The sequence below is a fragment of the Aeromonas sp. FDAARGOS 1418 genome (assembly GCF_019048585.1).
GTDB lineage: Bacteria > Pseudomonadota > Gammaproteobacteria > Enterobacterales > Aeromonadaceae > Aeromonas > Aeromonas caviae.
The window spans coordinates 4,181,505-4,194,468 of sequence record NZ_CP077387.1 but is presented as its reverse complement, the minus strand read 5'-3'; the positions used below and the strand labels follow the sequence as shown (position 1 = coordinate 4,194,468).

Genomic DNA, 12,964 nt, shown 5'->3' with positions numbered 1-12,964 from the left:
GCTCGAATTGGACTGAATGGAAACACAATGGCCGACATCTTAACCGCAAACCGGGTCAACGGCGAGCCTCGCGGTCGGCGTGGGCCCAGGGGCGGTCGCGCGGCGGGAGAGAGGTAAAAAAAGCGCCCCTGACGAGAGGGGCGCGGGATGTGCGTGGTGCTGGGCGGGATCAGGACTCCGGCTGCGCCGCCGCATGATGCTCGGGGATCTTCACCTGCAACTGTTGCAGGCGACGGCGATCGGCGTGCATCACCTTGAACAGGTAGCCGTCGAGTTCGATCTCTTCCCCCTTCTTGGGCAGGTGGCTGAAGGCGTGCATCACCAGACCGCCGACGGTGTCCACCTCTTCATCGCTGAACTGGGTGCCGAAGAAGTCGTTGAAGTCCTCGATCTCTGTCAGCGCGCTCACCGAGAAGACCCGCTTGCTGATGCGGCGGATCTCTTCCGGCTCGTCCTCGATGTCGTCGAACTCGTCGTCAATCTCGCCGACGATGAGCTCCAGAATGTCCTCGATGGTCACGAGGCCAGAGACACCGCCAAATTCGTCCACCACGATGGCCATGTGGTAGCGCTCTTCCCGGAACTCCTTGAGCAGGCGATCGACCCGCTTGCTCTCCGGCACGATCACCGTGGGACGCAGGATCTTCTCCAGCTGGAGCGGTTCGCTGGCATGCTGGCCGCCAAAACCGAACGGCAGCAGATCCTTGGCGAGCAAGATGCCCTCCACGTGATCCTTGTCTTCGTTGATCACCGGGAAGCGGGAGTGGCCGGATTCGATGATGACCGGCAGGAACTCGTCCACCGGCTGGGACTTCTCGATGGTCACCATCTGGGAGCGGGGGATCATGATGTCACGCACGCGCAGCTCGGCAATTTCGAGCACGCCCTCGATCATGTCCTTGGTGTCCTGATCGATGAGGTCCCGCTCTTCGGCATCGGCGATGACCTCTACCAGATCATTGCGGTCTTTTGGCTCGCCCTGGAAGAGTTGGCTGAGTTTGTCGAGCCAGGTTTTCTTCGGCGAGCCGGTACTAGGGTGATCGTCGGTCATTTTCTCTCTTGGTTACTCGTATGAACACACTTGAAATCGTTGTGGCTATATGAGGATGGGCATCGGCTGTTTCAAGACGATGACCATCCGGTTCGTTACTCTTCGTCGTTCAGATAAGGATCGGCGAAGCCCAGTTCCTGCATGATGTCGCGCTCGAGCTGCTCCATCTCCTCGGCTTCCTCGTCCTCGATATGGTCATAACCTAGCAGATGCAGACTGCCATGCACAACCATGTGAGCCCAGTGGGCCATCAGGGGCTTGCCCTGTTCGACGGCTTCGGCCTCGACCACCTGGCGGCAGATCACCAGATCCCCGAGCAGGGGCAGCTCGAGACCCGGTGGCGCCTCGAAGGGGAAGGAGAGCACGTTGGTGGGCTTGTCCTTGCCGCGATAGGTGTGGTTGAGCTCGCGGCTCTCCGCCTCGTCCACCAGGCGCACCGTCACCTCGGCCTCGGGCTGGAAGCCCAGAATGGTGCCGTCGAGCCAGCCTTGCAGCTGGGCCTCGGTCGGCAGGCCGTCCGGGCTGGCGCAGGCCAGTTGCAGATCCAGGGTCACGCTCATTGGGCACTCTCTTTGCTGGTGTTCTCGTTGCGGGGAGTGGCTGCGCTCTTCTCGGCCGCCTGCTGGGCATCGAATGCCTCGTAGGCCTGCACAATGCGGGCCACCACGGGATGGCGCACCACGTCCTTGGACTCGAAGAAGTTGAAGGAGAGGCCATCGACCCCCTGCAACACCTCCAGGGCGTGGCGCAGACCGGATTTGGTGCTGCGGGGCAAGTCCACCTGGGTGATGTCGCCGGTCACCACCGCCTTGGAGTTGAAGCCGATGCGGGTCAGGAACATCTTCATCTGTTCCGTGGTGGTGTTCTGGGCCTCGTCCAGGATGATGAAGGCGTCGTTGAGGGTGCGGCCGCGCATGTAGGCAAGCGGCGCCACCTCGATGACGTTGCGCTCCATCAGCTTCTCCACCCGCTCGAAGCCCAGCATCTCGAACAGGGCGTCGTAGAGGGGGCGCAGGTAGGGGTCCACCTTCTGGGAAAGATCGCCGGGCAGAAAGCCGAGCTTCTCACCGGCTTCCACCGCCGGGCGGGTCAGCAGGATGCGGCGGATCTCCTGGCGCTCCAGGGCATCCACGGCGGCGGCCACGGCGAGATAGGTCTTGCCGGTCCCGGCGGGCCCGATGCCGAAGCTGATGTCGTGGCGCACGATATTGGCGATGTACTGGGCCTGGTTCGGGCTGCGGGGCTTGATGAGACCGCGCTTGGTTTTGACCGTGACCTCCTTGCCGTAGGGCAGGGAAGGGGCAGGTTCGTCGTCCTGCTCCAGCACGCGGGACTCCTGCACCGCCAGGTGCACCATCTCGGGGGTGATGTCGCTCACCTTGCTCCCCTTGAGGGGCTGGGTTTCCACATAGAGGTGCTTGAGGATGACGGCAGCCGCCTCCACCTGGGCCTGCTTGCCGATCACTTGGAAGTGGTTGTCCCGGTAGCTTATCTCGATGCCGAGACGGCGCTCCAGCTGCTTGAGGTTGTCGTCAAAGGGTCCGCACAGGCTGGCGAGGCGCTGGTTGTCGGCGGGTTCCAGATGCAGATTCAGGGTGGAGATGTTTCGGCTCAAGGTGTCCTCTTATCGGTTGTTCCCCCGCCAGGGGGCGGGGGAGAGAGTCATCAATGGGGTCTGAAGGCCGCAACGCCCAGATCATCGGGCACGTTGTCAGGACGACGGGCGAGGATCTCGCTCGGAGCCGTGGCGATGCGCAGGTTCATTTCGTCCTCGCCGCGGATGAAGCGGCCGCGCAGGGAGTAGGGGCGTACGTCGGTGATCTCCACGTCGGCGAAGCCGCCGATGAGGCGGTGCGGCCCCTCGAAGTTGACCACCCGGTTGTTCTCGGTGCGGCCACTGAGCTGCATGGGATCCATCTTGGAGGGTCCCTCCACCAGGATGCGCTGCACCGAGCCCAGCATGGCGCGGCCGATGAGCATGGACTGGTGATTGATGCGGTTTTGCAGTCGAGTCAGGCGGGCCTTCTTCACTTCCATGTCGACGTCATCGGGCAGGTCTGCGGCCGGGGTGCCGGGGCGCGGGCTGTAGATGAAGCTGAAGCTCATGTCGAAGTTGATCTCCTCGATGAGTTTCATGGTGGCCTCGAAGTCTTCGTCCGTCTCGTTCGGGAAGCCGACGATGAAGTCGGAGCTCATGGTGATGTCGGGACGCACGGCGCGCAGGCGGCGGATCTTGGACTTGTACTCCAGCACGGTGTGCGGGCGCTTCATCATGGTCAGGATGCGATCCGAGCCGCTCTGGATGGGCAAGTGCAGGAAGCTGACCACCTCGGGGGTATCACGATAGACCTCGATGATGTCGTCGGTGAACTCGACCGGGTGGCTGGTGGTGTAGCGAATGCGGTCGATGCCGTCGATGGCAGCCACCAGGCGCAGCAGTTCGGCGAAGGTGCAGACCTCCCCGTCGAAGGTCGGCCCCCGGTAGGCGTTGACGTTCTGGCCGAGCAGGTTCACTTCGCGCACCCCTTGCTGGGCGAGCTGGGCGATTTCATAGAGCACGTCATCCAGCGGTCGGCTCACCTCCTCGCCACGGGTGTAGGGCACCACGCAGAAGGAGCAGTACTTGGAGCAGCCTTCCATGATGGAAACGAAGGCGGTCGCCCCCTCGGCACGGGGTTCGGGCAGGTTGTCGAACTTCTCGATCTCGGGGAAGGCGATGTCCACCTGGGCACCGCGCCCCTCCTGCACCTGCTTGATCATGGTCGGCAGGCGGTGCAGGGTCTGGGGTCCGAAGACGATGTCCACATAGGGCGCCCGGCTGCGCAGGTTCTCCCCTTCCTGGGAGGCGACGCAGCCGCCCACCCCGATCACCAGCCCCGGTTTTTTCGCCTTGAGCTTCTTCCAGCGACCGAGCTGGTGGAACACCTTCTCCTGGGCCTTCTCGCGGATGGAACAGGTGTTGAGCAGCAGCACATCTGCCTCTTCCGGCTCCTCGGTAAGCGTGTAGCCATTGCTGGCATCCAGCAGGTCCGCCATCTTGGACGAGTCGTACTCGTTCATCTGGCAGCCCCAGGTCTTGATATGAAGTTTCTTGCTCATTGCTTCTCGTGACTGGTTTTGAAATCGGCAGGGTCAAAGGACCGACCATTTTACTCCGCAATCCCGGTGCTGACCAGTCTGGGGCCGCCCGCCGCCATCAGGGCCGGCTTGTCGTCGGTAATTGCGCATCCCTCTCACTGTTTCTGCCGCCTCCTTGCGTTATCATGCCCCATTCGGTTCGGCCCTTGCCCCTTATCGCGGGGACTCCTTGCAGGAATCAAGTTATGGAACAGTGTGATATCGCCATCGTCGGCGCCGGCATGGTGGGCGCCGCCACCGCCTGCCTGCTGGCGGCAGAGGGGCTCTCGATTCGGGTCATCGAGACCCGGTTGCCCGAGCCCTATGCCCCCGAGCAGCCGCTGGATCTGCGGGTTTCCGCCATCAGTCAGGCCTCGGTGGCGCTGCTGACCCGGGCCGGTGCCTGGCAATATCTGCAGCAGATGCGGCTGTGCCCCTATCGCCGGCTGGAGACCTGGGAGCTGGACGGCTTCGCTACCCGCTTCGACGCGGTGGATCTCGGGCTGCCCCAGCTCGGCTACATCATCGAGAACCGATTGATCCAGCTCGCGCTCCTGAAAAGGATGGAGGATTTCCCGACCATCCAGACCCATACCCCGGCGGCGGTGACGAGCCTGCGCCAGAGTGCGGATGACGCCGTGCTGACCCTGGATGACGGCACCGAGCTGCAGGCGCGCTGGGTGCTGGCCTGCGACGGTGCCGAATCCCACACCCGGCGATTGGCCGGCATCGGGGTGTCGCGTTTCGAGTACCGCCAGCACTGCATGCTGATCAACATCGACACCGATTTTGCCCAGGAAGACATCACCTGGCAGCAGTTCACCCCGAGTGGCCCGCGCGCCTTCCTGCCGCTGCCGGGCCGCCATGGCTCCCTGGTCTGGTATGACAGCCCGGCCCGCATCCGGGCGCTGGCCGCCATGAGCAACGAGGCCCTGGCCGTCGAGGTGCGCCGCCACTTCCCGAGCCGCCTTGGCGGTTTCACCGTGACGGCCAAGGGGAGCTTCCCCCTGGTGCGCCGCCACGCCAACGACTATCACGCCGGGCGAGTGGTGCTGCTCGGGGATGCGGCCCACACCATCAATCCGCTGGCGGGGCAGGGGGTGAACCTCGGTTTCAAGGACGTGGCCTGCTGGGCCGAGTTGCTCGGCAAGGCGGGGGCACAGTGGCACGAGCTGGCGCTGGCCGGGCGTTACGAGAGACGACGCCGCCCTGACAACCTGCTGATGCAATCGGGGATGGATCTCTTCTACGGGGTCTTCAGCAACGAGATAGGCCCCCTCAGGCTTGCCCGCAACCTGGCGCTGAATCTGGCGGACAAGGCGGGCCCCCTCAAGGAGATGGCGCTACGCTATGCGCTTGGGCTGGTATGAGGCAGTGCGTGGCACTGCCAGGTGCCAATCGGATGGCATATCAATCCGTGTGATGGTGCCAGCCGGTTTTTTATATGGCCGCGAGGAGTGATCCTGGCGGCGCAGGGGCAAAACGGCCTCAGGCAAGGGGGGGAGTACACCATGAACAAGGCATTGCTGGTGATCGATTTCATCAACGACATCGCCCACCCGGACGGGCGCATCGCCGCCTCGGCGGCCCAGGTGATCGAGCAGGACGCCATTGCGCACGCCAACCAAGCGCTGGCTCATGCCCGCGCTCACGGCTGGCTGGTGGTGCTCATCAAGGTGGGGTTTGACGAGGGCTATCTGCTGCAACCCAAGGGCTCCCCCATGTTTGGCCGTGCCCGGCAGTTCGGGGCCCTCTCCCTGGCCGACAGCGGCACCGACTTTCACCCGGAACTCGATGTGCAACCCGGGGATCTGGTGCTGACCAAACCCAGAGTCAGCCCCTTCTACGGCACGGCGCTGGAGCCTGCGCTACGGGCCAATCGCATCGAGCATCTCTATGTGTGCGGCGTGAGCACCAGCTGGGCCATTCAGGGGGCGGTGCGAGATGGCCACGATCGGGACTACGCCATCACCATCCTGGAGGATGCCTGCGCGGCGGCGGATGCCGCAGAACACCAGGCTTCCCTGCGCATGCTCGGTCGTATTGCCGAGATCATCAAGGTCGCGGAGCTGGCGGCACGGGACTGAGCCCGGCCATCTCCTCCAGCAGGCATCTCATGCACCTCATGCGGGCTCGGGGTGCGTCTCTCTCACCATGGCGAGGAAGCGATCCCGAATGGGATCGGCAAATTCCGGGTTCCACACCAGGCTGATTTCCCATTCCGACCAGGGGCCGGAGAGGGGGTAGAGGGTCACCTCCTTGCCCGCGATGAACCCCACGCTGCGCGGCAGGATGGCGTTGCCGATACCGGCGGCCACTAGGGCCACCAGGGTCTGGATGTCTTCCGCCTCCTGGATGAGACCGGTCAGCCGGTTGGCGCCGAGAAAGCGGGCGATCTGCTGGCTGAGACCCGGGCAGCGATGGCCCACCATCTGCAGTAAGGGATCGCGGATCAGCGCTCGCTCCAGGTCGAAGTCCGGCCCTGCCACCCGGGTGGGGACGGCCAGGACCAGTCTGTCCGTCAGCAGCCTGTGTTCCCTCAGCTGCGGCGCATCAGGCCGTCGCATGAAGCCCAGTTGCAGCCGACCCGCCAGCAAGTGCTCCTGCTGGATGGCGGAGGTGGTGTCCCGCAGGTGGACCAGCACGTCGGGGGCCTGCTGTTTGAAACGGGCCACCAGGGAGGGGGCCAGTGCGAAGCTGGAGAGCCCGAACCCGATGTTGAGGCGCCCGGCGGCACCGCTTGCCAACGCCAGGGCATGCCGCTCGAATCCCTTGCCGTGATCCACCAGAGCCCTGGCCTGGGGCAGCAACTGGAGGCCGATGGCGGTCAGCTCGGCCCCGTGGCGGCCCCGGTTGAACAGGGTGCTGCCGAGGGCCTGCTCCAGCCCCTGGATCTGCTTGGTCAGGGCCGGTTGTGTCACAAAAAGCCGGCTGGCCGCCTCCCGGTAGTTGGCACTCTCGGCCAGCATGACGAAGGCCTGCAATTGTCTCAGGTCGAATCTCATTCCATTTGGTTATCAAATGTGGCGATTTATTGATTATAAATTATCTAATTTCCTTGTTCTAATGGTCTCGAAACGGGCCTGCTTGCCCGCTGTTCAGCCACAAGGAGTCATGTCATGTCGAGCGAACGCTATCTGTTCTTGATCAAGGGGAGCCTGGTGATGGCTCAGCCGCTGGCCGCACCGGAGACCGGGGAGCTGCTGACCAGCCTGTTGCAGCAGGGGTTCGTCGTCGCCCCCTTGCCGGTGTGGGCCAGCAATGCGGAGCAGGCGCTCGCCTGTTACGAGGCCGCTGCCCAGCGGCAGGTCTTCGCCGATGCGCTGGCGGAGAGAGCCCTGTGAGCGCGGTGCGCGTGAGGGCCGCGGCCCTGCTGCTGGACATGGACGGGACCCTGGTCCACTCCACCGGCGACGTGGAAGTCGTGTGGCGGCGCTGGTGTCAGCACCATGGGCTGGATCCCGCTCCCGTGCTCGCCATGTGTCACGGCGTGCGCTCACGGGAGGTGATAGGGGCCCTGGCTCCCCAGCTGGACATGGCGGTGGAGGTGGCCCTGCTCGACGATCTGGAGATGGAATACGCTGCGGCGCCGATGCCCCTGGACGGTGTCCGGCGACTGCTCGAACAGCTGCCGCCGACGCACTGGGCGCTGGTGACCTCCGCAAGCCGGAGGGTGGCAGAGCACCGGCTGCTGCACGCCGGATTGCCGCTGCCCCGTCTCCTGGTGTGCGCCGGGGATGTGGTACGGGGCAAGCCGGATCCCGAGCCTTATTTGCTGGCTGCCAGCCGGTTGGGACTGGCTCCGGCCGATTGCCTGGTGTTCGAGGATGCGCCAGCGGGCATCGCCAGCGCCCTGCAGGCGGGTTGCCAGGTGGTGAAGATGGGGGGAACAAGGCGGTATGACGACAGGCTCAAGGGCTGGCTGCGGGACTGGCGCGGGATCGAGATCGAGGTGGCATCGGACGGGCTCCATCTTCATCTGCCCGCCCCGCTGCCGGCAGAGGCCGGATGATGACGACAAGAGCCACGCCATTCAGGTGCCGCAAGATTGCCCGACGCTGGGGGAAGCCTGCTCAGGCGAGTAGCGTTCCACCCGGTTGCGGCCATTGTGCTTGGCCAGATAGAGCGCCTGATCGGCGCGAGAGAGCAGCTCGTCCAGATTGAAGGGGCCCTCTCTCTGGGAGGCGATACCGATGCTGACCGTGATGCAGACGGCGGGCTCGGCTCCCTTTTCTTCCCCTGGCTGCGCGACGATTTTTCGCAGCCGCTCGGCCACCGCCATGGCCTGCTCCTCGCTGAGGCCGGGCAAGATGGCCACGAATTCCTCTCCCCCCAGGCGACAGAAGAGGTCCCCCGGTCGAAGCTGGTCGCGCACCCGGGCCGCGAAGCCGCTCAACTGGTTGTCCCCCTCTTCGTGACCGTGCCGATCATTGATGCGTTTGAAATGATCGATGTCCAGCATGCAGATCGCCACAGGGTAGCGCTGCACCGTGAGGTGCTGGAGCAGTTCGTTGGCGGCCGACCAGAAGCCGGCCCGGTTCAGCGCACCGGTCAGGTGATCGTGGTGGGCCAGGTGTTTCATCTCCCGCAGCAGGCTGTTGCGGGCCGCCATGATGCTGGCGGCGGTCAGGGGGGTGAGAGCGATCAGCATGACCCCTATCCGGACGGAGAACATCCAGTACTGGGTCTGGACATCGTGATTGATGACGAGGTGGCCGTTTGAGAGGGCGATCAGGATCAGAGTGCTGTAACTCAGGGTCAGCAGGCTGGTGGCGAAGACGGAGTAGGTGACGGCGCACCAGAGCAGTGCCGGTACCGGGAAGGCGATGGATCCCGGCCCCTCGATGAGCAGGGTGAGCAGCAGGGAGGCCACCAGGCTCAGCAACGGCATCAATCCGGCCCAGGAGAACTCGGTGCGATAGAGGAGGGTACGCCAGGGGGGCACGCTGTCATGGGGAGGCAGTGTCAGGAGCACCGGCAGTATGGTCATGTAGTTCACCAGCTCGCTGGCAAACCAGAAGCCCAGCCCGTAGAGCGGGGGGCCCAGAGACAGGATGGGATTGATGATGGCGCCGACCACGCCGGCAGCGAGGGAGGCGGCCAGGGTGTTTCGCAGCAGGAGCACGAGGGAGGTGGGGCGCCTGAGGAGCTTGTCGGCAGGCGCGAGCCGATGCATCAGCAGATACCCGACGCCGATGCCGGCCAGGTTGCCGCAGGTCAGCAGGATGGTTTTGAACAGGGGCTCGCCGGTGAAGAGGGCGGCGAGAAAAAAGCCCAGTATGCCGCCGGCCCAGCCCGCCGGGGTGGCCAGGCGTGGATAGCGCACCATGCAGCCGAGCAGGACCGCATTGGCAGGCCAGAAGGCCGCCAGCAGGTTGGGGGGGCGGGTGAAGATGCCGATCAGCGAGAACAGCAGTACCAGGGCGGCGACACACAACAGAGCGGACAAGGGCGTCAATGTGCATGAGGTACGTTGGCGTGCGATGTCCCCCATGGGGACCTCCTGACAAGAGAGGGTTTGCTCAGAGTATGGCTGGCACGTGACAAGGGTGAACGAGTGCGAGATGAAAACGCCCCCTGGTGGAGGGGGCGTGAAGGCTTACTTGAAGACCCGGAAACGCACGTCGTCGTCGATGAAGGTCTTGTCGCCGGCAGGTTGCTCTATGCTGCCAAAAGGCATTTGGGCACGGAGCAGCCAGCTGGCGGGCAGGTCCCACTCCTTGCGGACCGCATCGTCGATGAGCGGGTTGTAGTGTTGCAGGGAGGCGCCGATGCCCTCCTGGGCCAGGGTGGTCCAGACCGCGAACTGGGCGATCCCGGTGGCATGTTCGGACCAGATGGGGAAGTTGTCGGCATAGAGAGCGAATTTCTGCTGAAGATCCTCGATGACGGCGGTGTCTTCGAAGAAGAGCACGGTGCCAGCCCCGGCGCGGAAGCTGCCGTTGATCTTGGCTTCACTCTGGGGATAGGCCTCCGGCGGCACTATCTTCTTGAGCTCCGCCTTGACGATGTCCCACAGCTTGTGGTGCTGCTCGCCGAACAGGATGACGGCGCGGGAACTCTGGGAGTTGAACGAAGAGGGGCTGTGCTTGACGGCATCCTTGATGAGGGCGGTCAGCTGGGCCTCGGAGTGGGTCACCCGGTTGCCCAGGGCATAGATGGTACGACGTGCTTTGATCTGTTCGATAAACGGACTGCTCATAACATCTCCTTGGTTGATGAATCATCACCGCCAGCGTTGCCGACAAAGGTCATCTGGCTCCGATTTCTCGAGTCATCGACTATAACACCTTGCGGGCAATAAACCGTCAACGACGAGTAATGACTGTTTCTACTTTTTATGGATATTCACATGACGGATGTGAATATGGCCGCGAGACACCTTGATATCTTTTTTATCATTAGCAGTGGATGTTAATGACTTCAATCAATATCTTTTGCAGATTTTTAATCTATAAAATTCATAAAATATGACATTTTATAGAGGGTGGCATGACGGCGGCGCTGATCAAGGAACGCTATTACATACTGACTCCGCTGTCGCTTCTCCTGGGAGGGCTGGTGCTGATCGCCACCCTGTTGCTGGCGGCAGCCAGCTACCTGAGCAGCATCGACAAGACGGTGGCGGGTTACGGTCACATGCTGGCCGCCCTCGACGCCACCCTGTTCCAGGACATGGCGCAGGACAACCGCCGCCAGCTTGGCGTGCTGGAGGCGTCCCTGGACAAGCAGGCCATCGCTGCCGGGGCATCGGCCATCAATCCCATCTGGCCCATTGCCCATCAGTTCAAGTACGACGCCCACTTCCTCTATTTCTACAATGCGCGCACCCATCGGCTCGACGGCTATCCCGACTGGCAGCAACCGGAGGGCTACCGGGCACAGGCGCGGCCCTGGTACCAGACCCTGTCCGGCGAGGGCGATGATCTCGTCTGGTTCGGTCCCTACCCGGAGTTCGATTCGGCCGGAGAGGTACTGACCCTCATCAAGCGGGTCAAGGATGATGAGGGGCAACTGCTTGGGCTGCTGATGGTGGACATGTCGTTCAGCGCCTTGCAGGGGGCGTTGCACCGGGCGGTGGGTGAGGATCCGGTGGCCCTCTACATCACCGAGCGCAAGGGCGGCAAGCTGGTGGTGGGGCACAATTTGTCGCTGTTGCCGCCCCGCCTCGAGCGGGAGACGCAGGCGGTCGGCCTGGACGGGTTCTGGGCAGGTCGCCACCTGCAACACGCTCTGGAGGGGATGGAGTGGGATCTCAACGTCTATCTCCCCCCCTCCCATTTTCATGAAAACCTGCAAGACACCCTGTTGATGGTGGTGCTGCCCGCCCTGGCATTGCTCTGCATCTGGCTGTGCAGCCTGTGGTTTCTGGTGCGGATCTTTCGCCAGGAGCAGGCGCTGGTGCAGGGCTCGCTAAGCGGCCTCATCCAGGATGAGGCGAGAAAGGAGATCCAGCGGCGTCAGCGAACCTGGTTCGTGCACGGCAGCCTGGGGGAGATAGAACAGGTGCGAAACAGCCTGCTGCAAGGGCAGGATGCCCTGCTCCACGACCCTCTCACCGGCATCCTGAACCGGCGAGCCTTCGATCAGCAGCGGGCGGGGCTGGAGCAGGCGGGGAGGCCCTACTGGCTGGTGCTGTTCGATGTGGACAACTTCAAGCGCGTCAACGACAGCTGGGGACACGGTGTGGGGGATGCGGTGCTGTTTCGGGTAGCCACCATCATGGCGAGAACCCTGGGGGATGAGCAGGTCTACCGCATCGGGGGCGATGAATTTGCGGCCTTGCTGCCCTGGGAGCAGGCGGAGGTGGAATGCCGCCTGACCCACCTGCTCGGTCGGGTGAAGGCCCTGAAATGGCGGGAGTTCGCCGACGCCATCACCCTGAGTGCCGGCGGCGCGCGCTATCCGGATGATGCCCTGACGCTGCTCGAGCGGGCGGATGCCTGCCTGTACGAGAGCAAGCACCAGGGGCGGGATTGCTGGCATCTGGCGGCGTCGTCGCCCGTTGACGGGGAGGTTGTGACAGTATCTGTCTGACGGTGATCGCTGCAAAAAAGGGCCTTTGGGCCTAGAAAAGGGTCATGACGGGGATGATTTCTCGTGTGACCTTTTTTTTTGATGTGGTTTCAGGTGGTTAGCCTGCTTTCTTGCATTGTGTCGCGAACCGGAGACAGGGAGGGCTGGCGGTGAGGTGCCCCTTGCGGCAGTGGCGCAGGTCAGGGGGCTTTGTATAGTGCAGGGAAAAATAATCAATCATCAGGTTTGACAGGAGTACCCCATGAAAATGAAACCGTTTGGCATGAGCGCACTGGCGCTGCTGGGGGCGTTGCTGTTGGGCACAGGACAGGTGCAGGCATCCGAGACCCTCAATACCATTCTCGGCGGCGGAGCCGGCGGGGTGGCGGGCACCATGATCGGCAAGGAGCTGGGTGGCGACACCGGCGCCCTGGTGGGGGCAGCCCTGGGGGGCGCGGCCGGTGGTGCGGCCACGGCCAATAGGGGCAACAAGAACGAAGCTGCGCTCGGCGGCGCCGTCGGTGCCCTGGGCGGGGCAGCCATCGGCAAGAGCGTCGGTGGCAGCACGGGCCAGCTGATCGGCGCCGGTATCGGTGGTGCCGGTGGCTCCGCCATCGGAGCCAGGACCGGGGATGGTCACGAGAGCCGCGGCGATCGCTATTACGATGACAGGCGCTATCACAAGCACCACAAGAAACACAAAAAGCACCGCAAGCACAGATGGCATGACGACTGATGCCGCGGCAAGCTGACCGACAAAAAGGGGCCTTTGGCCCCTTT

Annotated in this window: 13 protein-coding genes; 6 read left to right on the top strand and 7 right to left on the bottom strand. The window is 63.5% G+C overall.

The genetic code is table 11. From position 1 onward, the window contains the following. Positions 1–169: 169 nt before the first annotated feature. The 4 genes from corC to miaB all read right to left on the bottom strand — a co-directional run bounded on the left by corC (position 170) and on the right by miaB (position 4,150). A complete protein-coding gene (corC, locus tag I6L48_RS19600; protein WP_010673769.1) occupies positions 170–1,051 on the bottom strand; it encodes a CNNM family magnesium/cobalt transport protein CorC in 882 nt (293 codons plus the stop codon). A 95-nt stretch (positions 1,052–1,146) separates the two neighbouring features. Next, positions 1,147–1,611, bottom strand: a complete 465-nt coding sequence (gene ybeY / locus I6L48_RS19595; protein WP_039041101.1) for an rRNA maturation RNase YbeY — start codon at positions 1,609–1,611, stop codon at positions 1,147–1,149. Further along, the gene (locus tag I6L48_RS19590) at positions 1,608–2,666 is read right to left on the bottom strand and encodes a PhoH family protein (protein ID WP_113068855.1); all 1,059 of its coding nucleotides are present in this window, start codon (positions 2,664–2,666) and stop codon (positions 1,608–1,610) included. Before I6L48_RS19590 ends, ybeY begins: the two co-directional genes overlap by 4 nt. Before the next feature lie 50 nt (positions 2,667–2,716). Then, positions 2,717–4,150 carry a tRNA (N6-isopentenyl adenosine(37)-C2)-methylthiotransferase MiaB gene (gene miaB / locus I6L48_RS19585; RefSeq protein ID WP_010673772.1) on the bottom strand — a complete coding sequence of 478 codons (1,434 nt, stop codon included), beginning with the start codon at positions 4,148–4,150 and terminating at the stop codon, positions 2,717–2,719. A gap of 224 nt (positions 4,151–4,374) precedes the next feature. On the opposite strand from miaB, the gene I6L48_RS19580 reads away from it, so the two are divergent. Together I6L48_RS19580 and I6L48_RS19575 are read left to right on the top strand one after the other, a co-directional pair. Continuing rightward, positions 4,375–5,538 (top strand): FAD-dependent monooxygenase, encoded by a 1,164-nt coding sequence (locus I6L48_RS19580; RefSeq protein WP_113068854.1) that lies wholly within the window; start codon positions 4,375–4,377, stop codon positions 5,536–5,538. 141 nt (positions 5,539–5,679) lie between these two features. After that, positions 5,680–6,255, top strand: a complete 576-nt coding sequence (locus I6L48_RS19575) for a cysteine hydrolase family protein (RefSeq protein WP_045525613.1) — start codon at positions 5,680–5,682, stop codon at positions 6,253–6,255. 36 nt (positions 6,256–6,291) lie between these two features. Here I6L48_RS19575 and I6L48_RS19570 read toward each other — a convergent pair whose 3' ends face one another. Then, positions 6,292–7,173: a LysR family transcriptional regulator gene (locus I6L48_RS19570; RefSeq protein ID WP_042879667.1), complete on the bottom strand. Its 882-nt coding sequence runs from the start codon at positions 7,171–7,173 to the stop codon at positions 6,292–6,294. Positions 7,174–7,287: 114 nt separating this feature from the next. On the opposite strand from I6L48_RS19570, the gene I6L48_RS19565 reads away from it, so the two are divergent. Then, entirely contained in the window at positions 7,288–7,512 is a 225-nt protein-coding gene (locus I6L48_RS19565; protein ID WP_113068852.1) for a hypothetical protein, read from the top strand. Beyond that, positions 7,509–8,180: an HAD-IA family hydrolase gene (locus I6L48_RS19560; protein ID WP_113068851.1), complete on the top strand. Its 672-nt coding sequence runs from the start codon at positions 7,509–7,511 to the stop codon at positions 8,178–8,180. Before I6L48_RS19565 ends, I6L48_RS19560 begins: the two co-directional genes overlap by 4 nt. 21 nt (positions 8,181–8,201) lie before the next feature. Here the strand turns inward: I6L48_RS19560 and I6L48_RS19555 are convergent, their stop codons facing one another. Both I6L48_RS19555 and I6L48_RS19550 read right to left on the bottom strand, forming a co-directional pair. Beyond that, positions 8,202–9,662, bottom strand: coding sequence for a sensor domain-containing diguanylate cyclase (locus I6L48_RS19555; RefSeq protein WP_254203224.1), 1,461 nt, complete (start codon positions 9,660–9,662; stop codon positions 8,202–8,204). 105 nt (positions 9,663–9,767) lie between these two features. Beyond that, positions 9,768–10,370 (bottom strand): nitroreductase family protein, encoded by a 603-nt coding sequence (locus I6L48_RS19550; protein WP_010673779.1) that lies wholly within the window; start codon positions 10,368–10,370, stop codon positions 9,768–9,770. Between the two features lie 290 nt (positions 10,371–10,660). On the opposite strand from I6L48_RS19550, the gene I6L48_RS19545 reads away from it, so the two are divergent. Both I6L48_RS19545 and I6L48_RS19540 read left to right on the top strand, forming a co-directional pair. Then, positions 10,661–12,205: a sensor domain-containing diguanylate cyclase gene (locus I6L48_RS19545; RefSeq protein WP_216987622.1), complete on the top strand. Its 1,545-nt coding sequence runs from the start codon at positions 10,661–10,663 to the stop codon at positions 12,203–12,205. A 241-nt stretch (positions 12,206–12,446) separates the two neighbouring features. Beyond that, the gene (locus I6L48_RS19540) at positions 12,447–12,920 is read left to right on the top strand and encodes a YMGG-like glycine zipper-containing protein (protein ID WP_039041096.1); all 474 of its coding nucleotides are present in this window, start codon (positions 12,447–12,449) and stop codon (positions 12,918–12,920) included. Positions 12,921–12,964: the final 44 nt, after the last annotated feature.

Bases quoted from the DNA above. Each gene is read 5' to 3' on its own strand.
- I6L48_RS19580 (WP_113068854.1), top strand. From the start codon at position 4,375: ATGGAACAGTGTGATATCGCCATCGTCGGCGCCGGCATGGTGGGCGCC.
- I6L48_RS19555 (WP_254203224.1), bottom strand. From the start codon at position 9,662: ATGGGGGACATCGCACGCCAACGTACCTCATGCACATTGACGCCCTTG.
- I6L48_RS19550 (WP_010673779.1), bottom strand. From the start codon at position 10,370: ATGAGCAGTCCGTTTATCGAACAGATCAAAGCACGTCGTACCATCTAT.
- corC (WP_010673769.1), bottom strand. From the start codon at position 1,051: ATGACCGACGATCACCCTAGTACCGGCTCGCCGAAGAAAACCTGGCTC.
- I6L48_RS19545 (WP_216987622.1), top strand. From the start codon at position 10,661: ATGACGGCGGCGCTGATCAAGGAACGCTATTACATACTGACTCCGCTG.
- I6L48_RS19540 (WP_039041096.1), top strand. From the start codon at position 12,447: ATGAAAATGAAACCGTTTGGCATGAGCGCACTGGCGCTGCTGGGGGCG.
- ybeY (WP_039041101.1), bottom strand. From the start codon at position 1,611: ATGAGCGTGACCCTGGATCTGCAACTGGCCTGCGCCAGCCCGGACGGC.
- miaB (WP_010673772.1), bottom strand. From the start codon at position 4,150: ATGAGCAAGAAACTTCATATCAAGACCTGGGGCTGCCAGATGAACGAG.
- I6L48_RS19575 (WP_045525613.1), top strand. From the start codon at position 5,680: ATGAACAAGGCATTGCTGGTGATCGATTTCATCAACGACATCGCCCAC.
- I6L48_RS19565 (WP_113068852.1), top strand. From the start codon at position 7,288: ATGTCGAGCGAACGCTATCTGTTCTTGATCAAGGGGAGCCTGGTGATG.
- I6L48_RS19570 (WP_042879667.1), bottom strand. From the start codon at position 7,173: ATGAGATTCGACCTGAGACAATTGCAGGCCTTCGTCATGCTGGCCGAG.